The 24,014-nt window shown below is 48.1% G+C and carries 24 protein-coding genes and 1 riboswitch; of the genes, 9 read left to right on the plus strand and 15 right to left on the minus strand.

Annotated features, from left to right (window positions below; translation table 11 throughout):
- Positions 1-12: 12 nt before the first annotated feature.
- Positions 13-294 (minus strand): YkvA family protein, encoded by a 282-nt coding sequence (locus tag H615_RS0120295; RefSeq protein WP_027956827.1) that lies wholly within the window; start codon positions 292-294, stop codon positions 13-15.
- Positions 295-480: 186 nt separating this feature from the next.
- Here H615_RS0120295 and H615_RS0120300 point away from each other — a divergent pair, with 186 nt between their 5' ends.
- Positions 481-1,032 (plus strand): NADPH-dependent FMN reductase, encoded by a 552-nt coding sequence (locus tag H615_RS0120300; RefSeq protein ID WP_027956828.1) that lies wholly within the window; start codon positions 481-483, stop codon positions 1,030-1,032.
- A gap of 445 nt (positions 1,033-1,477) precedes the next feature.
- Here H615_RS0120300 and H615_RS22855 read toward each other — a convergent pair whose 3' ends face one another.
- The gene (locus H615_RS22855; protein ID WP_027956829.1) at positions 1,478-2,119 is read right to left on the minus strand and encodes a lytic transglycosylase domain-containing protein; all 642 of its coding nucleotides are present in this window, start codon (positions 2,117-2,119) and stop codon (positions 1,478-1,480) included.
- Between the two features lie 524 nt (positions 2,120-2,643).
- Between H615_RS22855 and H615_RS0120315 the strand changes: the two genes are divergently transcribed.
- Entirely contained in the window at positions 2,644-2,835 is a 192-nt protein-coding gene (locus H615_RS0120315) for a hypothetical protein (protein WP_027956831.1), read from the plus strand.
- A 29-nt stretch (positions 2,836-2,864) separates the two neighbouring features.
- Here the strand turns inward: H615_RS0120315 and H615_RS0120320 are convergent, their stop codons facing one another.
- From H615_RS0120320 to H615_RS0120350, 7 genes are all read right to left on the minus strand, one after another.
- Entirely contained in the window at positions 2,865-3,293 is a 429-nt protein-coding gene (locus H615_RS0120320) for a YueI family protein (RefSeq protein ID WP_027956832.1), read from the minus strand.
- A gap of 93 nt (positions 3,294-3,386) precedes the next feature.
- On the minus strand, positions 3,387-4,274 hold the full coding sequence (locus tag H615_RS0120325; RefSeq protein WP_027956833.1) for a diacylglycerol/lipid kinase family protein: 888 nt from the start codon (positions 4,272-4,274) through the stop codon (positions 3,387-3,389).
- 26 nt (positions 4,275-4,300) lie between these two features.
- Complete coding sequence (locus H615_RS0120330; RefSeq protein WP_244877786.1) at positions 4,301-4,783, minus strand: GNAT family N-acetyltransferase; 483 nt, start codon at positions 4,781-4,783, stop codon at positions 4,301-4,303.
- 20 nt (positions 4,784-4,803) lie between these two features.
- Positions 4,804-5,079 (minus strand): GNAT family N-acetyltransferase, encoded by a 276-nt coding sequence (locus H615_RS0120335; RefSeq protein WP_027956835.1) that lies wholly within the window; start codon positions 5,077-5,079, stop codon positions 4,804-4,806.
- Between the two features lie 97 nt (positions 5,080-5,176).
- Entirely contained in the window at positions 5,177-6,619 is a 1,443-nt protein-coding gene (locus H615_RS0120340) for a carbon starvation CstA family protein (protein WP_027956836.1), read from the minus strand.
- Positions 6,620-6,757: 138 nt separating this feature from the next.
- Entirely contained in the window at positions 6,758-7,486 is a 729-nt protein-coding gene (locus H615_RS0120345; RefSeq protein ID WP_027956837.1) for a LytR/AlgR family response regulator transcription factor, read from the minus strand.
- Positions 7,483-9,228 (minus strand): sensor histidine kinase, encoded by a 1,746-nt coding sequence (locus H615_RS0120350; RefSeq protein WP_027956838.1) that lies wholly within the window; start codon positions 9,226-9,228, stop codon positions 7,483-7,485. Before H615_RS0120350 ends, H615_RS0120345 begins: the two co-directional genes overlap by 4 nt.
- Before the next feature lie 114 nt (positions 9,229-9,342).
- Between H615_RS0120350 and H615_RS0120355 the strand changes: the two genes are divergently transcribed.
- On the plus strand, positions 9,343-10,125 hold the full coding sequence (locus tag H615_RS0120355) for a carbon-nitrogen family hydrolase (RefSeq protein WP_027956839.1): 783 nt from the start codon (positions 9,343-9,345) through the stop codon (positions 10,123-10,125).
- Between the two features lie 141 nt (positions 10,126-10,266).
- Here the strand turns inward: H615_RS0120355 and H615_RS0120360 are convergent, their stop codons facing one another.
- Together H615_RS0120360 and H615_RS0120365 are read right to left on the minus strand one after the other, a co-directional pair.
- A complete protein-coding gene (locus H615_RS0120360; RefSeq protein WP_027956840.1) occupies positions 10,267-11,343 on the minus strand; it encodes a nitric oxide synthase oxygenase in 1,077 nt (358 codons plus the stop codon).
- A gap of 67 nt (positions 11,344-11,410) precedes the next feature.
- The gene (locus tag H615_RS0120365; RefSeq protein WP_027956841.1) at positions 11,411-12,742 is read right to left on the minus strand and encodes an FAD-dependent oxidoreductase; all 1,332 of its coding nucleotides are present in this window, start codon (positions 12,740-12,742) and stop codon (positions 11,411-11,413) included.
- 149 nt (positions 12,743-12,891) lie between these two features.
- Here H615_RS0120365 and H615_RS0120370 point away from each other — a divergent pair, with 149 nt between their 5' ends.
- Together H615_RS0120370 and H615_RS22475 are read left to right on the plus strand one after the other, a co-directional pair.
- Entirely contained in the window at positions 12,892-14,064 is a 1,173-nt protein-coding gene (locus H615_RS0120370) for a pyridoxal phosphate-dependent aminotransferase (protein ID WP_027956842.1), read from the plus strand.
- A 159-nt stretch (positions 14,065-14,223) separates the two neighbouring features.
- Positions 14,224-14,391 carry a hypothetical protein gene (locus tag H615_RS22475; protein WP_156896546.1) on the plus strand — a complete coding sequence of 56 codons (168 nt, stop codon included), beginning with the start codon at positions 14,224-14,226 and terminating at the stop codon, positions 14,389-14,391.
- A gap of 135 nt (positions 14,392-14,526) precedes the next feature.
- Here H615_RS22475 and H615_RS0120380 read toward each other — a convergent pair whose 3' ends face one another.
- Both H615_RS0120380 and H615_RS0120385 read right to left on the minus strand, forming a co-directional pair.
- Positions 14,527-15,981 carry an aldehyde dehydrogenase family protein gene (locus tag H615_RS0120380; RefSeq protein WP_027956843.1) on the minus strand — a complete coding sequence of 485 codons (1,455 nt, stop codon included), beginning with the start codon at positions 15,979-15,981 and terminating at the stop codon, positions 14,527-14,529.
- 75 nt (positions 15,982-16,056) lie between these two features.
- The gene (locus tag H615_RS0120385) at positions 16,057-16,506 is read right to left on the minus strand and encodes a GNAT family N-acetyltransferase (protein ID WP_035532861.1); all 450 of its coding nucleotides are present in this window, start codon (positions 16,504-16,506) and stop codon (positions 16,057-16,059) included.
- A gap of 117 nt (positions 16,507-16,623) precedes the next feature.
- Between H615_RS0120385 and H615_RS0120390 the strand changes: the two genes are divergently transcribed.
- Both H615_RS0120390 and H615_RS0120395 read left to right on the plus strand, forming a co-directional pair.
- The gene (locus tag H615_RS0120390) at positions 16,624-18,000 is read left to right on the plus strand and encodes a DUF2254 domain-containing protein (RefSeq protein ID WP_027956845.1); all 1,377 of its coding nucleotides are present in this window, start codon (positions 16,624-16,626) and stop codon (positions 17,998-18,000) included.
- A 122-nt stretch (positions 18,001-18,122) separates the two neighbouring features.
- Positions 18,123-19,007, plus strand: a complete 885-nt coding sequence (locus H615_RS0120395) for a cation diffusion facilitator family transporter (RefSeq protein WP_027956846.1) — start codon at positions 18,123-18,125, stop codon at positions 19,005-19,007.
- Between the two features lie 35 nt (positions 19,008-19,042).
- Here the strand turns inward: H615_RS0120395 and H615_RS0120400 are convergent, their stop codons facing one another.
- Entirely contained in the window at positions 19,043-19,468 is a 426-nt protein-coding gene (locus H615_RS0120400; protein WP_027956847.1) for a pyridoxamine 5'-phosphate oxidase family protein, read from the minus strand.
- A 209-nt stretch (positions 19,469-19,677) separates the two neighbouring features.
- Here H615_RS0120400 and H615_RS21720 point away from each other — a divergent pair, with 209 nt between their 5' ends.
- The gene (locus H615_RS21720) at positions 19,678-20,568 is read left to right on the plus strand and encodes an alpha/beta hydrolase (RefSeq protein WP_035532863.1); all 891 of its coding nucleotides are present in this window, start codon (positions 19,678-19,680) and stop codon (positions 20,566-20,568) included.
- A gap of 34 nt (positions 20,569-20,602) precedes the next feature.
- Here the strand turns inward: H615_RS21720 and H615_RS0120410 are convergent, their stop codons facing one another.
- Positions 20,603-21,286, minus strand: a complete 684-nt coding sequence (locus tag H615_RS0120410; protein WP_027956848.1) for a class I SAM-dependent methyltransferase — start codon at positions 21,284-21,286, stop codon at positions 20,603-20,605.
- A gap of 191 nt (positions 21,287-21,477) precedes the next feature.
- A riboswitch (cobalamin riboswitch) is annotated at positions 21,478-21,651 on the plus strand.
- A 130-nt stretch (positions 21,652-21,781) separates the two neighbouring features.
- On the opposite strand from H615_RS0120410, the gene H615_RS0120415 reads away from it, so the two are divergent.
- Positions 21,782-24,013, plus strand: coding sequence for a ribonucleoside-diphosphate reductase subunit alpha (locus H615_RS0120415; RefSeq protein ID WP_027956849.1), 2,232 nt, complete (start codon positions 21,782-21,784; stop codon positions 24,011-24,013).
- Position 24,014: the final 1 nt, after the last annotated feature.

A 24,014-nucleotide genomic window follows, 5' to 3' on the forward strand; every position in this document is an offset into this window, starting at 1 on the left:
TGGTAAACCTTTCTATTCCTTGTACACCCGAAATTCCTCCTGCAGCGATTCCGGTGCCATTTTCACCATCCACTGAAGAATGTACGTGAACACAGCCAGATCATCGACAATCCCAAAGAAGATGAGCACATCCGGAATCAAGTCCCACGGAAATGCAAGGTAGGCTGTAAGAAGAAGAACGGACAACCATTTCTTTTTCATACTTACCTGCCTGGACTGAAAAAAGCGTACGATAAACGGCACAGACTTCCGCACATTAAAAAGAAACTTGATTCTTCTCCAGAAACGTATCATTCCTCATCCCTCCCCTTCTATTCATTCCCTGTTTGAGCGCTTTTACAGCCACTGCTTTCCATTGCTTTCACTGTGCGTATACTTTACCATAAAAAGGAGAACAACCCGGGATCACAGAGAGAGAATAGCCCAGACAACATCATTGGCATATACTATAAACAAAGACCAAAAGGGGAGAAGGATGTCATGAAGATCTTGCTGCTCAACGGAACAATTGTCGGAAAAAAAACACGGACACTGCTAAATGAAATAGATAAATACATTCAACTGCTGCCAGATGATCACGAAACGAAAATCATCGACCTGGAAAATTACGAACTTCAATTCGTCGACGGGCGTCCGGCCGAGGAATACAATCAGGATATGCAGCGCCTGATACAGGAAATTGAGGAGGCCGACGCCTACGTGATCGCAACCCCTATTTTCCAGGGCTCCATTCCAGGAACGTTAAAAAACGTATTTGATGCCGTATCACCACTGGCTATGCGCTACAAACCCGTCACCATCATCGCCAACGGAGGGACGCTTCAGCACCACCTGGTTATCGAAAATCAACTGAAACCAATCCTGAATTACTTCCGCTGCATGGTCACACCGAACTACGTCTATACCCATACCAATCATTTCTCCACCGACGGCGAGCTCATCGACGAAGACGTCCGCAGCCGCCTCAAAGAAATGACCATCGTCTTCAACCAATACCTGCAAATGAGCCGCCATTTAGAACCCGATAAGTAAAATAGGGTGTGGAGAGGAGCGGGGAGGCCTGACACGTATAAGCCGGGCATTGCAGTGAAGGGGACTTTCTTCACGAAAATGAACGGCTGATATTGCGAAGGACTGCTCCTCGGAACCGGATTAAAAAAAGAAATGCGGAGGCGCCCTGATCAGCCCAAGCCATCTGCAGCTGGACAGTACTTGATCTGGAATGTAACTGGATGGAAAATCACGGTTCTTCTTGAGAAGTCGATATAAATGAAAAACCCCTGACAGTCCCTGTCAGGGGTTTTTCGTGAGAATGTGTATCCCTCTTTTATGATTTAAAAATACGAAGAAGGGGTTCTTCTCTTCTGCTCACTATCCGGCTGTCATGAAAAACTTATCCATGGTACCGCCTGTAAATACATCGATCAATAAGCAGAACATAAGCGCCACTCGACATACACCGGGTGACAACTGGTCTTTATACTCGCCCAAGGACCTTGCTTACGTAGTTCTCGGTTTCTCGAAAAGGAGGAATACCTCCGTACTTATCAACATTTCCCGGCCCGGCATTATACGCGGCAAGAGCCAGGGACGGATCATCATTGTAGCGGTCAAGCATTTGTTTTAGATACTTGGTCCCTCCCATAATGTTCTGTTCCGGATCAAAAGGATTCTCCACCCCCAGGCCTCTTGCTGTGGCGGGCATCAACTGCATAAGCCCCTGGGCCCCGGCATGACTGACAACATCTGCATCAAAATTGGATTCGGTCTGAATGACAGAACGAATCAGACTTTCATCCACCCCATATTGGGAAGATGCCTTCGATATCCAATGATCCAGGCTTTCTGATCCTTTTGTTTGTTCAGCAGGAGCCGGCTGCTGCTTCGGTGCTGTTGTCACCGGAGAAGCTAGAGGTCGATCCGTCCCGTTCAAATAAAGGGACTCTGTATTCATCGACACGGGGGCCACCCCTGCCGCAAACGCCTGACTGACTGCCGCTTGAAACAAATCCTGAAAGGACAACCCCTGCAGATCCTGTCCCCCATTTCCCTGCTGAGTGCCGCCCAAAAAAGAAAAGCTCTGCATCTGCATCATCCATTGAAGCTTGTTGACATCCATTGCTTCCACCTCGTCTCATTGATATGTAAAGTGTACAGGATGCGTCACATTCCGACAATCACTTGTTGGATCATTTTTACAAGTTTCCAGACTTAGACAAAACTTGAGAAAAAACTTTCCTGAATCACTCATTTAAGTATCGTTTTCCACTCTCTTTTTCCCAAAGCAGAACCCACCGGAGCAGTGGTACAATAAAAGAAGCAAAAGAGTTTCCTCATCACCGTAAGTGAGATGGCGTGCAGGTTGTCCACGCCTTCAGCGATTGTCACATCGTAACTGTTCTTACATAGGTACACTCTTTTGTCTCTTACGTCGAATGACCCTATTATTTTTCCCCGCCAGGAAAAATAACCTGTAGATTTCATGGTACGTCTTCCCTCATCGAAAGACGAGCACCATCTCCCTTTTGTTTTCAAAAGGGAGTTTTTTTATGTTTTTCATGAAGGACAAAATATTTTCCAAAAGATAAATATTGCCTGCCTGCTGCTCATATATTGAAAGTACAAAGGAGGTGGGAAACCATCATGGAATTCAACAACAATGCGTTTTACTTCCTGGCTGCTCTGCTCGCTGGTTATGCCCTGTTCAGCTTAGGTGATACGGGTGGAAATTTCTTTGATCAATTCTTGTACTATGCAGGCTACATTGCGATGATTCTGTTCTCATTTGTACTTATATTTACTGGCTTAGCCCGGTTCCTCAAACAATATCAATAATAAAAAAGGACTGCTCCCGGCAGTCCTTTTCATATTCCGAACAATCGTTTCAAGAAACTTTTACGCTCGGGGGCTTCTTCTTTTGGAGCCGGAGGATGATAATGAATCTCTTCTTTTTCCACAGCGTAATCGAGCGTTAACACTGCCCCGTACTCCGTTTCTGTATCCTGATTGGAGATTGTAGTATGATGAATGTTATGCTTCTCCGCTATATCCTTTAATGGCGATAAAAAGCGGTAGCTGATCTCCCCGTTCAATAACAGTGTCGCCTCGGGGTTGCGGCTCATTTCCTTCTCCAGCTCCCCAAAACCTTCCTCCTGCATCACTTGCCCGTTCGTCAGCGCAAGGAGAATCCGTTCCCGCAGCGTACCTAAAAATTGTCTGCGTTCACCCGGGTTGGTTTCTCTGCTTCCATATATCCCTTCCTGCAGGTAATCCTCCAGATCCGGTTTTTTCATCTTTCCATCACCTCACTCTTCTATTATGAACGTTCAAACAACGGACATCCATTCAAAAAGCCCAGCAAAAAGGACGGGTCCTGCGACACCGCCCTAAGGTACAGAAATCACTTCTATATGAGAAGGAAGAACATCTAGGACGACAGGGAGAGGATCGCCCTCTTCCCCATCCACATTGGTTTTCACCGTTTCCCGGGACGAGATCTCCACCCGCCGGGCTTTGAAATACTCAACCGAGGAATCTTCCTGTAATTCTCCTCTTAAAATGGAGGTAACGATGGAGGCAAGGCGCATCATGTTCATACGCGGAAGAATGAAACAGTGCAGCAGACCGTCATCTACTTCTGCGTCGGGCGCCAGACGCTCAAACCCACCTGTCGAGTTCGTTAGAGCGGCCAGAAAAAGGAACGCGTCCCCTTCCCACGTTTTATGATCATCGAACTGAATGGTCAGCGGACTGGTTCCATCTGAAGAAAGGGTTTTGATTCCTTCCATCACATAGGCAAGTGGACCAAAACGCGTCTTCTGCTCCGGACTGACTTCATACGTCGCTTCAGCGAGAGCTCCGACAGCTGTAATATTTACAAAATACCGTTCGTTCACTTTACCTATGTCCACTTTCCGGGAATGGTCATTACGCAGCAGCTGGACCGCTTCATCCGGATGAAGCGGTATATTCAAGGCTCTGGCGAAATCATTGACGGTCCCCAGTGGAATCACAGCCAGAAGGGGCCGGTGTTCTTGATCGACCATGCCGTTAATGGTTTCATGAAGCGTTCCATCCCCTCCAAGAGAAACGACCAGATCATACGCTTCTTTACAGGCATCCCGGCAGTATTTGGTAGCATCCAATTCTTTTTCCGTCTGTACTTCTTTCACAGCATATCCTTTATCTTCAAGTATCTCCTGAATTTCAGCCACATACGTAACGGCTTCCTCTTTACCTGAAGAAGGATTGACGATCAGCATTGCGCTTTTCATGATTCAGCCTCCCTGAAGCCGGGATCTTATTCTTCCGGACCCCTGCCGAGTAAATGTTCAGGATATTGATACACCGTCCGCACAGGAATGAAACCGAACGATTGGAAGAACTCCTGCCCTCCATGTCCGGCTCCCTGCCATTCCACTTGGATGTGCTCGATGCCCTGTCCTGTCATCCAATCCAGTAAGGAGCGGCACATCTGTGTACCGATGCCTTCCCTGCGGTAAAATTCATCGACATACAGTTCTTCGATCCGCCCCTTTCTTTCCTCAACGGAAACCGGATCGATCACAGCAAGGCCGTAGCCGATCAGCCGGCCTTCCACCTCGGCGGCAATCAGTTTCTGTTCCGGCGCGACATTCGTAAACTGATCAGCGGCCCAGAATTTCCGCTCCCGCAGAACATCTCCTGAGAGTTGTCCTTCCTGTTCATCTTTCACGGCATGAAGATAATCCACGGCATATCTTGTAAAGTGCATTAAATCCCTGTCCTCTACTTCCCTGATCACTGCCAAATCAAACGCCTCCTCTACTTCTTGCGAACCACCTGATATTCCGGGGTTTCTTCTATTACATTATGCGCAAAAGAGCACACAGGGTCGATCATTAATTTATGTTTTCTCGCATAATTCACAGCTTCATCTACGAGCTCCCTGCCAAGCCCTTGTTCACGCTCGTCCGGATCCACATGAGTGCTCAGAATGATCATTGTATCATCTTCCACATCAAAAACCAGTTCGGCGGCTGGATCCTGTTTTTCTCCCATATAAAGTCTTCCTTTATCTTCATGAATCATTCGTTCCATGTTCAACTCCCCTTTCATATAAAAAGCATTCCCTCCTGCCTATAAGAAAAACATCCATGGAAGGCCCATGGATGTTAGGAGAATAAGGGAAGATGCTTCAGGCTGTCGTCTTCAAATCCTCTTCCAGCGGGATGTTCCGCTGCAGGCCGCGTTTGGCAGCTATGAAGAAAGCTGTCACAACCCCCACTGTAATGACCGCAGCCAGCGCATAAGCTACGTTCAACGGAAGGCCGAATCCGATGGGCGCATTGATGATGTACGTAAATGTAGCCATCGTCATGAATGCGGCCGGAACAGCGGCGATCCAATAGTTTTTTCGAGCGAGGAACAAGTACATCGCTCCCACCCACAGCGCAATGACAGCCGTGGATTGGTTGGCCCAGGAGAAGTATCTCCAAAGCAGAGTGAAGTCAATGCGTGTCAAAGCAAAAGAAATGACAAACAGCGGAAGTGCTATCCAGATACGGCTGGCCAGCTTTTTCTGGGAGATGTTCAAGTAGTCGGCGATAATCATGCGGGCACTGCGGAAAGCTGTATCCCCCGAAGTGATCGGCAGAATAATGACACCAAGGACAGCAAGCGTCCCGCCAAACGCTCCAAGCATAGCAATCGATACTTCACTGACGACCGCCGCAGGACCGCCACTGGCAAGGACTTCATTCAAGCCTCCGGATCCGCCGAACAGGCTCATCGCAGCAGCTGCCCAGATCATGGCAATAATTCCTTCCGCAATCATCATGCCGTAAAAAATGCGGCGTCCCTGTTTTTCCTTCTGAGTCGTTCTTGAAATGATCGGCGTCTGGGTGGCATGAAAGCCGGACAACGCTCCACAGGATATCGTTAAAAATAACAGCGGGAAGATCGGTGCGTTGTCAGGGTGCATGTTCGTCAGGGACAACTCTGGAATCGGTGCGCCTGTAGCCACAAGTGATACGCCGACTCCAATGGCACTGATTAATAACAACGCTCCGAAGACCGGATAGAAACGTCCGATAATTTTATCAATTGGAAGCATCGTAGCAAGTAAATAGTAAACAAATATTGCTGCCAGAATAACAGGAAGGGACAGCCAGCTGTTCGTCATATTGTGCAGAAGATCGGCTGGAGCTGTTACAAACACAGTTCCGACCAGAACGAGAAGCAGAATAGCGAAGGCGTTCACGACGTGCTTCATCACTTTCCCGAGAAATTTCCCAGCCAGTTCAGGCAGGTGGGCGCCGCGGTTCCTGATGGATATCATGCCTGTTAAATAATCATGGACAGCCCCGGCGAAGATGCAGCCAAACACAATCCATAAAAAAGCGACCGGCCCATACAGCGCCCCCAGAATAGGACCGAAAATCGGACCGACCCCGGCAATATTCAACAGCTGAATCAACGAGTTCCGCTTTTCGCCCATTGGCAGATAATCCACACCGTCCCCATGCGTATACGCAGGAGTCTCGCGTCCTGTTTGAACACCAAACTGTTTTTCTACGTATTTTCCATAAGTAAAGTATCCGGCAATTAAGAGTGCAATACTTACTAGAAATGTAATCATCCGTTGTTCTCCCCTCATCTTTGTAATCGGTTGCAAACAGCGTATCATGATAACGCTTACAAAAGATGAGGTTCTGTTTATCATGTCGTTGAACGCGTTCAACGTGTAGAAAAGACGCATCGAAAAAGAATGCGCCTTTTACAACTCCATCATTCTCCTTAAATCCTTCACGTAATTCCTGCTGACGGACAGCTTTTCCTCCGCTCCCCGCAGCTCAAGCTGCCAGGCTCCATTAAACCAGGGTGTGAGACGGTGAATATAATCAATGTTAACGAGATAGCTTTTATGAATCCTGAAAAAAGAAAACGGCTGCAGGCGCTCTTCCACATCCTTCAAAGCATCGTTGGTTTCGTAAACAGAAGCGCGGCCGACAATTTTCGTTGCTCTGCCCTCTCTGTACACGTACATGATATCTGAAGGATTGAGGTATTCAATGGTGTCGTCCACCTCCACCGCAAACTTAGAAGGAACCGGACCCTGCTTTTGATTTTCCTCCGGCAGCAGCTTCTTTTCCATCCGGTTCACCGCCTCAGCTAATTGGTCCTCGTCAAACGGCTTAAGCAGATAATCGAGCGCCTGATGACGGAACGCTTCCACGGCAAAATCGGGATAAGCTGTTGCAAACACGATTTCAGGCACCTTTTTCAAATCCTTTATGGCAGCAGCTACAGCCAGTCCATCCATCTTCGGCATCTCGACATCAAGAAACATGACGTCCGGCTGGTACTTCAAAGCAGCCACAATCGCTTCATCGCCGGAGGCCGCTTCCCCGACCACTTTAATCCGTTCGAAGGGTTGAAGCAGATAGGCTAATTCTTCCCGGCTGAAGCGTTCATCATCAACGATCAGCACGCGTATATCCGTCATGCCGTTTCCTCCTTTTCTTCCAGAGGAAGAGTGAAGCTGATCATCGTCCCCTGCCCGGGCTTGCTTTCGATGTGCAGCTTCGCGCCTTCCCCATGCATATATTCCAACCGTTTGTTTACATTATACAGACCAAATCCAGCCCCTTTATCTGAATCTACGACTTCGTCCCCAAGTTGTTGAAGACGCTCCGTATCAATCCCTCTGCCATTATCAGCGATGGATACGCGGACACAGGCGTCTTCCCTGTGAATGGTTAGAGTGATCCGGGCTTCTTCATTTTGATCCTTCACGCCATGCTTCATGCTGTTCTCCACTAAAGGCTGGAGCGTAAGCGGAGCGATCTTTGCAGATAGGGCAGATTCATCGATTTCATAATCAATCTTCAATCGGTCTACAAAGCGTGTTTCTTCTATTAATAGATAGGCACGCACGTGCTTCAACTCTTCGGCGAGACTGACCCGCGTTTTCGTTGTCGCCCCCAGATTCTGACGGAAAAATTTAGAGAGTGCGATGAGCAGGGAACGGGCTTTATCCGGCTCCGTCCGCGTCAAAGAAACGATAACGTTCAGCGAATTGAACAAAAAGTGTGGGTTCACCTGAGCCTGCAACGCCTTCACTTCAGCTTTTCTTGCCATCTCCTCTGCCTGGTCAGCATCTGCCAGTTCAAGCTGCTGGCTGAGGAGGGCGCTCAGCCCCTGAATCAGTTCCAGAAGAACCGTTGAAATTTCTTTCTCTGTTCTTACATAAAATTTCAATGTTCCCACCACTTCATCCCGTTTTTTCAGAGGTACGATGACAGCCGCTCCCAAAGGACAGTCCTTGTTCCGACACTGAATATCCTCATGTCCGGCAATGACACGCCGCCCGGAATAAATCACTTCTCTCGTTGCATCGGTTTGAATGGATTCCCCGTAATGATGGTGATCATCAGCCAGGCCGACATGGGCAAGAATCGTCTGTTTATCTGTCATAGATATAGCGCTTACATCAACTTCGTCATAAATGATCCGGCAAGCTCTTGCTGCCGATTCTTTCGTCAAGCCTTTACGCAGGTGGGCAACCGTCAATTCAGCCAGTTTCAGGGCCTTCTGCGCTTGAACAGCACCTGCTTTCTCCTCCTCATTTAACACATTACGGATAATGAGCAGAAAAAGGGCTGACCCGACACCATTGGCAGCAATCATGGGAAGACCGATTTCCTGGACCAGCTCCCACGCTCTTGTAAACGGCTGGGCCATCAGGAGAATGATTCCCATTTGGATCGTCTCTGCCAGAGCACCGACGAACAACGCCGTTTTCAGCTTCAAGGGCTTCCCTTTTTTATGAAAAAATCCGGCAATCAAACCAGCAACGACAGCGGAAACACCACAGGCCAGACCTGTAAATCCCCCGAGGAAATACCGGTGAAACCCTGCAATCAACCCTGCCCCAAGGCCGATCCGCCAACCACCGAACAGACCAGCGGCCACGATACCGATGACCCTGGAGTTCGCCAGTGCCTCTGTATCCACCAGCTGATACGCCCAACGACCGAATTCCAGGGAACTCGTATCATACGTAATGCCTGTATAGGTGCCGATCATTCCGAACAGGCCAAAAAATCCGATCGCAGTCATCTGCTGCTTCCCTGTTAACATCTTCTGGTCGGCCAGTTCACGGAAAAAATGGAACCGGGTGAATATAAAGGCTGCCGTGACGATGATTCCAAGCCGTTCCAGCATAGGAAGAAAAAGTTCAAACATCGCACATTCCTCTTTCTACCTTTTTTTCTATTGTAGCACGCTTCCTAAAAAGACACGGAATGCAGGAAAACGTCAGAATTATTTGATACACTAGGAAAAAATGAGGTGATGATAATGAAAACGAAGATCGCTATGATTCAAATGGATATTGCCTTCGGTGATCCGTCTGCCAATCGGAATGCGGCGGAGGCCAAAATAAAGGAAGCGGCCGACCAGGGAAGTACTTTGATTCTGCTTCCAGAGCTTTGGACAACCGGGTATGACCTGACACGCCTGGGAGAAATCGCTGAAGACCTGGAAGGACCGACCCACCAGCTGTTGAAGAAGCTTGCCCGCGACAACAGGGTAACCATTGCAGGTTCCATCGCTGAACGGGACAAGGAGTCCTTTTATAACACGATGGTCGCTTACAATGAACACGGGGAACGTGTGCTGAACTATCGTAAAGTCCACTTATTCCGTCTGATGGACGAAGAAAAATATCTCGAGTCCGGAGACACGCAGGGAAACTTCCACTTACATAACATACCGCTGGCGGGAGCCATCTGCTACGACATCCGCTTCCCTGAATGGATGCGTACAGAAATGCTCGACGGAGCCCGCGGCCTGTTGGTTGTCGCAGAATGGCCGAAGCCTCGCGTCGATCACTGGCGCAGTCTGTTAATCAGCCGTGCTATTGAAAACCAATGCTTCGTCATGGCCTGCAACCGCTCCGGTTCCGACCCGAATAATACATTCGGCGGGCACTCGCTCATCATTGATCCGTGGGGGACGATTGTAGCCGAAGGAGGGCTGGGCGAAGAAATCGTATACGGAGATGTCGATTTTTCCGAGGTGGAGGCGATCCGGAAGCAGATCCCGATTTTCCAGGACCGCCGTCCTGACCTCTATCAGTGATTTCGTTGATGTCTATGAAAAAAATGGATATCTGCTTAAAATAATAGATATACGGAAGATGAAATCGATATTTCTCCCAATAAATCGATAGTCACTTCATCATTAAAAAACCGCCGGCCCTTCACAGGTCCGACGGTTTTCTTATTCATAGGCTGGCGTCTGATAGAAATAATTCGGTGAATCCATCCGGTTTTCGTAAGAAGAATGGAAAATGTGCGTCGCGGCGGGCGATACAGGTGGAATCAACCAAGTCCAATCACCTGTTGCCTGACGTCCACATTTATTTTCTTTCTGTTCAAACCGCTGAAACTGCTTGGCTGCCGTATGATGATCGACGATGTTCACTCCATCCGTCTGGTAGGAATGAAGAACGGCCTGATTCAATTCGATCAAAGCCCGGTCCTTCCATAACGATGCATTGCGGCGGGTATCCAGCCCCATCGCTTCAGCGACTGCCGGAAGCAGATCATAACGGAATTCATCAGCCAGGTTACGGGCACCAATTTCCGTTTCCATGTACCACCCGTTGAACGGCGCCGCTGTATAATTCAACCCGCCGATTTCAAGACGCATATCGGAAATAATCGGCACAGCATACCATTTCAACTTCAAATCCTTAAACCAGTCAAAATCCGGATGCCTCAGCGGGACTTCCAAAATTTTTTCCTGAGGGATTTCAAACCACTGCGGCTGCTCATGATCCGCTTCAATGACCAAAGGCAGGATATCATAGGCTGTTCCTTCCCCCTGCCACCCAAGCTGTTGACAGCGTTTAGTGAATGCCACGGAAGCCGGGTCCCCGGTCACCGTCCCATTTTCTTCATAGCCGGCGTACCGGATCAGCTGGTGATTCCAAAGCCGGACCTGGTGCTCTTCCGTTTCCGGTTTGAAAATAGTGATCGTTGAACGGATCCGTCCTCCATTCGTAGCGTAATCGATGTGGTCAAACAAGGCATCGCGCATAGCTTCGGGTGTATCAAGATGGCGGGCATCAAAGACGCGCAGCGTGTCCCAGAACAGACGGCCGATACAACGGTTGCTGTTCCGCCATGCCACCTTGGCACCGAATTCCAATTCCGTAGAGGTATGGGTATAAGTGCCTTCCTCATTGATGGACTGCCGGATTTCATCCAGTCGGTCCTCCACTCCGGAAAGCTGTTGCTCATAGTAGAACAGGCGGATGAATTCCTCCGCCTTTGTATATAGATCTGTATTCACAGCATGACATCCTCCTGTAGGTTGCTCATCCCCCATCCTACCATATTCCCATAGAATCCCCTATCGATCAGTCTGCTTTACGTGCCGCCTGCTGGATCGGATCCCATACGCTGTTATAAGGAGGCGCATAGCTGAGATCCAGATCCTGCAGATCATCCACCTTCATTTTGTGGAACAAGGCGGTGGCAAGGACGTCGATCCGTTTGTCCACCCCGTCCTTTCCTATGATCTGACCACCCAGAAGCTGGCGGGTTTCCGCATCGTAAATCACTTTTACAGTCATCGGGTTATCCTTGGAGTAGTAACCCGCTTCATGTGTGGATTGGACAGTCATCGTCTTCACAGGAAATTTCTCCTGTTCGGCTTCCCGTACGGACAGGCCGGTGCGCCCTAGCGTCAAATCGAAGAATTTCAAAATGGATGTGCCTGTAATTCCACGGAAAGGTGTACGGACACCTGCCATATTCAATCCTGCGATCTGCCCCTGTTTGTTGGCATGGGTTCCCAGCGGGATGTAATCCATTTTTTCCTTGACCCGGTGATATTGAACAGCACAATCACCCGCGGCATAAATGTCCAGAATGCTGGTTTCCATAAAAGCATTCACGGCTACAGCGTCTTTGATCCCTTTGTATATGCCTGTCCCTTCAAGAAATGATGTATTGGGGGTCACACCAGCAGCCACAAGAACGAGATCCGTTGCATACGTCCCTTTGTCCGTGACAACAGTTTCCACCTGTCCATCCCCCCTGAATCCTTCGACAGATTCATTGAGGTGGAGTTCCAAACCATTTGTGCGGGCCTCCTCATGCACCAGTTCACCCATGTCTTCATCAAAAATTTTCGCAAGCTGAGCACCACGGTCAATGATTCTCACCTGTTTTCCAAGTGCGCGGTAGCTTTCCGCCATTTCGAGGCCGATATACCCTCCACCGATAATCGTTACATGTTCCGTATCTTCCGTCGTTCCTGCTATGATTTCCTCAATATCAGGAATGGTCTTCAACGTGTAAATACCATCCAGATGCCGTCCCTTCCAGGGAGGGACGATGGGAGAAGCTCCGGAAGCAATCAACAGCTTATCGTACGTGATTTCCACCTGTTCATCACCGTCAAGGTTTCTGGCGTAGATTTTCTTCCGGTCACAATCCACCTGTTCCACTTCATGACGGATGCGTACATCAATGCCGTATTTCTCACGGAAGGTTTCCGGTCTTCTTGCAATGAGGTCTTCCGTTGAATCCACCACACCTTTCAGTACATAGGGCAGACCGCACTGGCCGTAGGAAGTAATCTCCCCTTTCTCCAGTACTGTAATGGTACCGCCTTCTGTGTTACGAACGATCTGCATCGCCGCACTCATACCGGCCGCATCGCCGCCAATGATCACATAATCCATTCTTTCCACTCCTTTTCCTGTTTGCAGACGTTCCTTCTATCTTTACTTCTTTACCATTAATGTTCCCACTCAAACTTCCGTCATGTTACACTGTCTATATTATCTTTTTGTTCGACTTTTCCAAAAACATATGTCTGAGGTGACCATCCATGAAAGAATTCCAAACATCCAAAGCCATCCAGCGTCTGCCGGATCAATTTTTCGCAACGCTGATTGATAAATTAAATGCCTATGAAAATAAAGGCTGGGACACCATTAATCTGGGTCAGGGGAACCCGGATCAGCCGACTCCTGATCACATTGTTGAATCCCTTAAGGAAGCTGCCGACAACCCTGAATTTCATCAGTACCCTCCTTTCCACGGATATCCGTTCTTTAAGGAAGCGATCGCTGAGTTTTACAAGCGCGAGTATGATGTAGACCTGGACCCCGAAACAGAGATCGCCATCATGCCCGGCAGTAAAACCGGTCTGGTGGAGTTAAGCCAGTGCTTCCTTGATCCTGGAGATGTCGCGCTCGTGCCTGATCCCGGATACCCGGATTATTGGTCAGGAATCGAAATGGTCGGAGCGGAAATGAAGCCGATGCCGCTGCTGGCTGAAAACCAATTCCTTCCTGACTATGAAGCTATTGATGCCGAAAGCTGGGAAAAAGCCAGGCTTATGTTCCTCAATTATCCGAACAATCCCACCGGGGCAACAGCGGACAAGGCTTTTTACGAAGAAACGATCAAAGAAGCCGAAAAGCATGATGTCTGTGTGATTCATGATTTTGCCTATGGAGCCATCGGTTTTGACGGCGTCAAACCGCTCAGTTTCATGCAGGTGGAAGGTGCCAAAAATGTCGGTGTAGAAGTCTACACGATGTCCAAAACCTTTAACATGGCCGGCTGGCGCGTGGCCTTCGCCGTTGGGAACCCCAGCGTTATTAAAGCCATCGAAACCATCCAGGACCACTATTTCTGCAGTATTTTCGGCGGCCTCCAGAAAGCGTCTGCTACAGCTCTCCTAAGTTCCCAGGCTGGTGTAGAGGAACTGGCGGCTACGTATGAGCATCGCCGCGACCTTCTTTTATCCGGGTTGGAAGAGGCTGGATACCATGTAGAGCCATGCAAAGGTTCATTCTTCGCCTGGCTGCGCGTGCCGGAAGGCTATACCTCCCAGTCCTTTGCAGATGCTCTGCTTGAGGAAACCGGATTGTTTGTGGCGCCCGGCATCGGGTTTGGAGCGAGTGGCGAAGGATATGTACGGATCGGCTTGAATAATTCAGAAGAAACACTGCAGGATGCTGTTGTACGCTTCAAAAAATTCGCAGAAAAATAGACATCAAAAACGCCTGTTCTACAAGGAACAGGCGTTTTTTTGTTGAAATTCTTCTTAATCATTTCGATTTTATCGTAAAATAAAAGTTGCACTTTTATTGTAAATCGATTTAAATATATATTATACAAAGATCACACATATCTTATAGGAGGGGTTTGAATGTACGCGCTTGTACGAAAAGACAGCAGTGTAATTGAAATCCTCAGGGATCCCATCGACCGGAGAGAACGGATATTCACTCGCAAAGAAGATGCAAAGGAATATGCCGATAAACTCAACGTGTTAATTGCCCATGGACCTAAATGGGAAATAGAGAAGTATTTGTAACATCACTCCTCCCTTTCCACTACTATTTATCCTTATGCAGCCTTTCTGACGGCAGAAGAATTTTGGTGAACCCACAACGATATAATACCAAAAAAACCCGGACCTTTTTAGAAAAGGTCCGGGTTTTTCATTTGATTAAAATGGGTATTCACGATAGCCATTCATGACTCCGATCCATTTTACGGTTGTAAATTTGTCGAGGGCCCACTCGCCACCGAAACGACCGAGGCCTGACTCTTTTTCTCCTCCGAAAGCGACATGCGCTTCATCGTTCACAGACTGATCATTGATGTGAATCATACCCGTTTCCACACGCTTCGCTACTTCGACTCCGCGGTGGACATCACGGGTGAAAACAGACCCACTTAAACCGTAAGGAGAACCATTCGCGACTGTAATCGCTTCTTCCTCAGAAGACACTTTGATGACAGAAGCTACAGGGCCGAACACTTCATTATTGGCAATCGGCATATCGTTGGTGACACCGGTCAGCACCGTCGGCTGCAGAACATTTCCGTCTGCTTCTCCACCCGTAAGCACTTCTGCCCCTTGGTCAAGGGTCTTTTGCAGGTCTTCCTGGATGCGCTCGACAGCTTCGCGGTTGATCAATGGTCCGACCGCCGTATCTTTTTCAGAAGGGTCACCGACTTTCAGGCTTTCCACTTTCTGTTTGAACTGCTCGACGAACGTATCATGAACACTTTCATGAACGATGATTCTGTTCAGAGACATGCAGATCTGGCCCTGGTGCAGGAATTTACCGAAAGCAGCGGCCTGCACGGCTTTTTCCACATCTGCATCATCAAGGACGATCATGGCGTTGTTCCCGCCAAGTTCAAGCGCTGTGTCTTTAATGTGTTTACCGGCCAGCTCTCCGATATGGCTGCCCACTTCTGTTGAACCGGTAAAGGAGATCAGCTTCGCGGCCGGGTGAGTAACAAAAGCGTCGCCAATTTCAGATCCTCGACCGACAACAACGTTGATCACACCTTCCGGGAAGCCGGCTTCTTCAAATAAATCAGCAATGAGCAGGCCGGACGTTACCGGTGCATCAGAAGCTGGTTTAACGACGACCGTATTTCCTGTCGCAACAGCCGGCGCAATGGATCTCAAAGCAAGGTGGAATGGGAAGTTCCACGGGCCGATAATGCCGATTACCCCTTTAGGAGAGCGGTAGACCCGGTTTTCCTTACCCGGCGTGTTGGACGGAAGAATTGTGCCGGACATTCTCGTCGGGAAGCTGGCCGATTCACGGATGATGGACACAGCCGCCTGATATTCTACTTCAGCTTTGACAATCGTACTTCCGGATTCCTTCACAAGCCAGTCGACGATTTCTTCTTTTCGCTCCTGCACGACGTGAAGCAGCTTATCAAAATACGTCTGCTTCTCGGCAGGCAGCGTTGTCATCCAGCCTTCCTGCGCCTGGACAGCCGCGTCATATGCCTCATTCAAATCGTCTTGGTTGGCGGACGGGATCGATGCGATGGACTGTTCTGTATATGGATTGACATTCTCTACAAATTTCTCACTGGAGCCGTTTTTCCATTGGCCATTGATATATTGTTTCGTAAATGTTTGTGGACTCATTTCTATATTACCTCCATTTAGGAACTTTACAGGGCTATCATTCCCGCCTGGATACCTTTCAAACATTTGGGCACTTTACAAATTTTTCTTCATATCGACGTGGGGAATACCGTCTTCCAAATAGACTCCGGTCATTTCCTCAAAGCCGAAGGAAGCGTAAAACCCTCTTAAATGCTCCTGTCCTGAAAGCAGGATGTGATCGGTATTATAGTTCGTTTCAACAGCTTGAATCGCTTTATCCATTAACCTTCGTGCCGTTCCTTTTCCACGGTAATCCTTATGTACAATGACACGGCCGATGCTGTAGGAGTTATGATCCTCTACAGGGGGCACAATCCGGCAGTAGGCAGCTACTCTTCCTGCATCCTCCAGCCAGATGTGCAGACATTCGGGGTCTCGTCCGTCAATCTCTGGATAAGGGCATGCCTGTTCCACGACAAATACTTCGACGCGTAATTTTAAAATGCTGTACAGTTCCTCTTTTGTCAGCTGCTCATACGTTTTTTCCTTCCAGTTCAAGTCCATTCCTGATCACTCTCCCTCTATTTTCCTACAATTATGACGGTTTTAACAAAAGAAGGGAAGGGAATTATAAGGAAGGCTCTTTCATAACAATCCCACCCAAAAAAGGAGGGAACACCAATGCTTTTAAAGATACTGCCGGTATCTTTACGTAAATATTTTGAAATGTCGAAGCGTCAGCGGAAACACGAGATCCAAATGACCATTTGGTATATGCCGCTTATTTATATTGCCGCTTCGGTTGTTTTCGTCATAGCTACCCTGTATCTGGACCTGTCTTTTCAGCTGGAACAATACACGTATGAGTTCTTCCGGATTAACGCAGATATCACACGAATGCTCGTCAGTACGCTGATCGGCGGAATTCTTACATTGAGTGCCTTTACATTGAACTCCCTGCTTGTTGTGCTTACAACTTTCAGCGGACAATTCTCTCCACGGATGCTTATTAACTTTGTTTCTGATAAACGGACCCAGCACGCTCTGGGTATTTTTAATGGGAACTTTGTTTACGTGCTGCTTGTATTCCTTTTCATCGGGAATGCAGAATATGAGTATTTTGTGGCTGTCCCCACCATTACGATTCTAATGGCCTTCACTTCATCCGTTACGTTTATTTACTTCATCAACCATGCGACAACATGGATGCAGGTACATAACATCACGGACTCCATGAAGCAGTCATCGGAGAAAATCATCAACCAGACACTCCGAAAAGACCTTGAGGCTTACCGCTGTGAAAACCCGGGCAATCTGCTGGAGGATCATCAGGAAAAGACGTTCCATATCGGTGCTGTTCAATCCGGATATGTCCAGCTTGTCGATTACCACACGATGATTGAAGAAGCTCGTAAAGATAACATCATCGTTCAATTCAAAGCACAAGTCGGCGATTACATCCTGCGGGGAAATGAACTGATCAGCTACTGGGGGCCTGGAGCTGATCATATCGAAAAGGAGAAATACGGCCGGATGATCAGCATCGGCTATAAGGAGACGGAGCTGCAGGACCTGCAGATGGGGATGCATAAGCTTGCCGAAATTGCGATAAAATCCATCAGCAATGATGATCCTAAAACGGCTTCCAATGCCATTTACCGCATGTCAGAACTGATGCTCACCGTCGAGGATTATATTACCTTCACCCCTTACTTGATGGATAAGGACGGGCAGGTTCGAGTCATCCTTCTTTCCGAATCCTTTGAGTACTACATCTACCGGGGGTTCGGCTATATCCGGCATTATGCCCGGGACAACCACCTGGTTATTACCGACCTTGTCGGTTCAATCGCATCCATTGCTGAATCCATTGATGAATCCAAACACGAAATGCTTTGGGACTTTGCCTGCAATACGATTGATCACATTGAAGAAAAAGTCATCTATGAACTCGACAAAACCTTCCTGCTTCAGGAGATGGAGAGGCTCGCGATGACGACGGGGCATAAGCTTGACTATTACCATATTTACCGACGATTTTATCCAGTGGATGGCTGAAAGAAATGGCAGGAGAAGAGGAGCCCCTCTCAGGGGGAAACGATGAAAAACCGTTTGACAACCTCTTCTTCTTTGCTTATTTTTAATATATGAACATATACTCATATAAGGGGGGGTTAAGGATGAGTCATCACCATCATCATCACGTAGATTCAACAACCGGAAAAATCAAAACCGCTTTCTTTCTGAATTTCGCTTTTACCATTATTGAAATCATCGGCGGATTGTTAACGAATAGTATGGCGATATTATCCGATGCACTGCACGACCTCGGCGACTCTCTCTCTCTCGGTCTTGCATGGTTTTTACAGAAGTTCTCAAAAAAAGGAACTTCCGAAAGTTTTTCTTTCGGCTACCGGCGCTTCTCCCTTCTGGCCGCTCTTATCAATAGTATCGTACTAATTGTAGGATCCATTTTCATATTCATCGAAGCCGTTCCCCGGCTTTTCGATCCTCCTGAGCCCCATGCCGGGGGGATGCTGGCCGTGGCCATTCTCGGCATCGTCATTAACGGAGCTGCAGTTTTCCGCCTGCGCGGCGGAGATTCCATGAACCAGAAAGTCCTGACATGGCACCTTCTCGAGGATGTCCTCGGGTGGATCGCTGTTCTTATCGCCAGTGTCATCATGATGTTCTTTGACGTGCCGATCCTTGACCCGGTGGCTTCCATTGGAATCACTCTGTTTATTCTATATAATGTCGTCAAAAATCTTGTCCAAACGATGAAGCTGTTTCTGGAAGCTGTCCCTTCGGATGTGGATCTTAAACGGATCATTGAAAAAATCAATGACCTTCCAGGGGTGTTATCCAGCCACCATACCCACCTGTGGTCTCTCGACGGGGAAAACCATGCTTTTTCCACCCATGTAGTCGTAGCAGGAAATGCGGGGAAACAGGAGATCTGTACCATTAAGGAAGGCGTAAAACACACACTGGAATCCATCCATCTGGAGCACGTAACGATTGAAGTTGAATATGAAGACGATCCATGTGGGCTGGAAACTTAAAAACAGCAGGCTGTCCAGCCTGCTGTTTGTTGTCCTTATAATTTCAGGGTTTCCGGTGTCTTGGAACCTTTGTTCATGTAACGGATCGTTTCCGGGAGGATTTCAAGAACGACAAATTCCGGATCATCCTTGCCATCGAACCATCGTGTCATCTCATCATTCCAAATCCACTCTTTAATCTCCTGATCACTGCGGATTTTCGCCTGCCCCTGTACTTCCAGGTAGGTATCACCGTAGCCTTCTCCTTCATATCCCAGAAGGATATGAACGTGTGGATTTCCCTCGATTTCCTCTGCTTTATGTGTTTCCTTGCTCGTCGGTGTGAAAAACGTGAAATTCTCATCGTTGAAAAAAGTCATGTAACGGGTGTGCGGTTTGCTGTCCTTTACCGTAGCGAGTGTTCCAACTTTATGATTATCCATCAGTTGATGGATCCGCTGCTTCAATTCTTCCTGATTCAATGTCATGCTCCTTTCCACTTTTCATTTCTTTGATTTCACAGTCAGTTTTCCCCGAAATAATGGAAGTAAACCAAAAAGTATGCCGGGATAAATCATTGACATGAAGTTCACACCACAGGGGTATAGTACATCTATGCGCAGCGCCCAACCGGGTCTGTGCTAAAATAAAAAGAAACGATCACCTAACAGAAGGAACAGGAGGAAGCGTGTTGAATCGGCAGCTGTTTACAAAAAAATGGAGCCTCATTTTCATAGGCTCGATTTTTATCGGTCTTCTCATATTTTTCATAAGCGCAAAATCAAGCAGCTCTGAACCTGTGGAACGCTCTGAGCTGACACCCACATTGTTTGTACATGGATATAAAGGCGGCCCGCGCAGCTTTCAGTCGATGATGGACCGGATGGAAAACCTTCAATGGGGGAAAAAACATATGACCATCTATGTTTCTGCATCCGGTATGGTATCGATTCAAGGAAACTTCTCCAATACACCACGCCCATTTGTCCAGGTACTTTTCGAAAACAACCGGGCAAGCATTCAGGACCAGACGTACTGGCTACAGCAGGTGATGAAGAAGCTGCGGACGGAACATAAGATCCAGCAGGTGAATCTAGTCGGTCATTCGATGGGCGGCCTGGCTTCTGCCGGGTATCTCATGTCAGAGTCCGACCTGCCGGCGCCTAAGGTTGAAAAACTGGCCGTCATTGCAAGTCCGTTCAATGGGATTAAAAAGGAAGGCTACTTTGCCTCCAACTACGGGGAGGCGACCACAGATCTCCAGCCCGGCTCAGAAGCTCTCCGACAGATGGAAGAAGACAAGGAAAACTTCCCACCCGAAATTGAAGTTCTTGCCATTGCGGGCGTCATCAACGGAACGGAACCGGAGGAAGACCATTGGGATGGACTCGTCCACTCTTCCAGCGTCAGCAGACTGGAGAAGATTGTTCCCTTCGGTCAGTACAAAGAAGAACTGATTTTCAACAATCTGGCCACACATTCCGGTCTGCACGAGCTTGCAGAAGTGGACCGGATGCTTGCCGTTTTCCTTTGGGATGAAACGGACGAAGATAACCTTAACTCTTTTGACGAGCATTTATAGTCCACATACCCGGCACCTTTTCAGAGGTGCCGGTTTATTTTTTCTCCAAAATGAACAGCCACATAAATGTCAGCGCCTGCTTCAAATCCTCATCAAGATCGGCAATAAGGTGAGGTTCCACTCCTCTTTTATAAACGCCTTCTCCATCTATCACTTCCCAGCCATTTTCAACAGCCAGCTGCTGTAATTCCCATGGCATCATCGTATTGCAGATCACCTCTTCCCCATAAAGCCTCCGATAGCTGTTCACTCTCGGCATTGCTGTGGGACCGAGAAGCCCGATACAGAGGCGTCCACCCGGCTTCAGCACCCGCTTCATTTCCTCCAGACCCGCTGCAGGCACTTCTGTCCATTCCAGTGAGTTAACAGCCATTCCACCATCAAACTGTTCATCTTCAAAAGGCAGATCCGCCAAATCTCCCTGCACAAACCTCAGCTGAGAATGATCGTTCACCCGTTGATTGGCCTTGTTGACCATATCTTTGGAGAGGTCCACGCCTGTCACATCATACCCTTCCTTGGATAACAAATAGGAACCGTATCCATCTCCACAGCCAAGGTCCGCGATTGTCCCAGCCGGCATATATTTTTTCACAAAAGGGACAATGCTCTTCCTGCTTCCCTCTTCCCACATGGTGCGGCTCTTTTCTCCCCACATATCCGAACGGCTGTCCCATTGGCGTTCTGCTTCCTTATGCCAGTTAAACGTTTCACTCATTTTGAACCCTCCCGAAAAATTTTCTCCAACTTTTATTATAGTATATAAAACCGCGCCACTCACTGGTTTCCCTTGTCGAAAAAAGGGGAATCCTACCATCAACCCAAAAGAAAAGAGTTGCATGATTCATCCACCCACGTTATGATAAAAACACAAGATAAGCTATTTAATAATAACAAAAACACTATATATAGTATGAACGAATCGAAGATGCCACAAGGCTTAATAGGGAATCCGGTGTAAAACCGGAGCTGCCCCCGCAACTGTCAGCACTCGCGAAACGGTAAAACCACTGTGCCACGCACGGGAAGGACCGGAGTAAGAACGAGTGTCAGCCAGGAGACCTGTCTTCATTCGTCGCAGTTTCAACTTCTTCGGGGATTGAGAAGATGAAGCGATGAAATGAAAGAGCCTTGTCTCTTCCTTTTTTCGTTTCATGGTTTCATCCGCTCACCCCAAGAGCGGTTTTTTTTATGAAAAAAAAGGAGTGACACTATGGCTGCCACATTAACGACGACAAGCTGGACGGACAAAATCAAACAATGGAAGGACGATTTCCCTCAGCTTCCTCTGGACGATTTTTTGGAACAGCAGTCTTCACAGATCGCAGACAAACCCTATAATGAACAGGCAGATGCTCTTATCCTCAAGTGCCTTGCCGAAATAGATGAAGCGGCACCGGACTGGACTTATGCAGCCAGCCGGATTCAGCTTACCCGTATGTACGAAGCCTCTGCCGGGAACCGCGGCACAACGAAGGCCTATCAAAATTTTCATGGCTTGATTGAGACGCTGATCGAGAAACAGATTTACACACACAAGCTGCTCACCTATTACAAAAAAGAAGAACTGGACGAACTGGAACAAGTTATCACACCGGAACGCGATCACTTATTTACGTATATCGGTCTGAAAACGCTGTCGGACCGTTATTTGGCAAAAAGTAAGTCCGGGGAGATTTTTGAGCTCCCTCAAGAGCGTTTTATGATTATTGCCATGGTTTTAATGGCTCAGGAAAATGAAAGCAAGCGCCTCTCTCTTGTGAAAGAAGCGTACTGGGCCCTCAGTCACCTGTATATGACCGTTGCTACGCCGACCCTTTCCAACGCCGGAAAAAGATATGGACAGTTAAGCTCCTGTTTCATTGACACCATCGATGATTCCCTCCAGTCCATCTATGACAGCAACACTGACATCGCCAATTTGAGCAAGCATGGCGGGGGCATCGGTGTGTACTTAGGAAAAATCCGCAGCCGAGGCAGCGACATACGTGGATTCAAAGGAGTCTCCTCAGGGGTCCTTCCATGGATGAAACAGCTGAACAACACCGCGGTCAGCGTGGACCAGCTCGGCCAGCGTCAGGGAGCGGTCGCCGTCTATCTGGACGTATGGCATAAGGATATCTTTCCGTTTCTGGACAGCCGGCTGAACAATGGGGATGAACGTCAGCGCACCCACGATTTATTTACAGGAGTATCCATCCCCGACTTATTTATGGAGGCGGTGGAAAACCGGGAGGACTGGTATTTATTCGATCCTCATGAGGTTCGTACGGTTATGGGCTTTTCTCTGGAAGACCACTTTGATGAACATAAAGGAGGCGGCTCTTTCCGGGAAAAATACCAGGCTTGTATCGAAAACCATAATTTGTCCAGGGAAAAAGTGCCCGCCATTGAAATCATGAAGCGGATCATGATCGGTCAGCTGGAAACCGGGACCCCTTACATGTTCTACCGGGATGAAGTAAACCGTATGAATCCCAACAGCCATCAGGGCATGGTTTACTGCAGTAACCTCTGTACAGAAATTGCCCAGAATCAAAAAGCGACCGTGCAGGAGGAACAGTATGTCGAAGACGGAAAAATCATATCGGTCAAAACCCCGGGAGATTTTGTTGTCTGTAATCTGTCCAGTGTCAACTTAGGCCGTGCCGTTCCTGCCGGCGTGATGAAGCGCCTCGTAAGCATCCAGGTTCGTATGCTGGATAATGTCATTGAACAAAATACGATTCCTGTCCTTCAAGCGCAGTTAACGAACCATTCCTACCGCGGAGTCGGTCTCGGTACCTTCGGCTGGGCGCACCTTCTCGCCAAGAAGCAGCTGGACTGGGAATCAGATGAGGCTCTCGAGTATACATCCGAAGTGTATGAAGCGCTAGCCTATCATGCCATTGAAGCAAGCAGTGATCTGGCCGCTGAAAAGGGAAGCTATCCATATTTTGAGGGATCCGACTGGGAAACCGGAGAATTTTTTATTAAACGGTCGTTTGACCAGGAAGGTACGTGGAACTGGAAAGCCCTGCAGGAGAAAGTCTCCCGGCAAGGCATGAGAAACGGATATTTGATGGCTGTGGCGCCAAACTCCAGTACCTCCTTAATTGCCGGCAGTACAGCAAGTATTGATCCGGTATTCAAAAAATTCTATTCCGAGGAAAAGAAAAATTATAAAATTCCAGTGACAGCTCCCGAACTGAACCATGAAACCTACGGGTTCTATCCATCCGCTTATGATGTGGATCAGCACGCAAGCATCCGCCAGAACGGCATCCGCCAGAAATATATTGATCAGTCCATTTCTTTCAACCTGTATGTCAGAAATACCATTCAGGCCAAGGAACTGCTGGCGCTGCATATGGATGCATGGAAAAACGGTCTGAAAACCACTTACTATACCCGCTCCACTTCAAGTTCTGGAGACTTTGATGCATGCGAAAGCTGCTCATCGTAAA

It is taken from the genome of Halobacillus kuroshimensis DSM 18393 (assembly GCF_000425705.1).
GTDB classification, from domain to species: domain Bacteria; phylum Bacillota; class Bacilli; order Bacillales; family Halobacillaceae; genus Halobacillus; species Halobacillus kuroshimensis.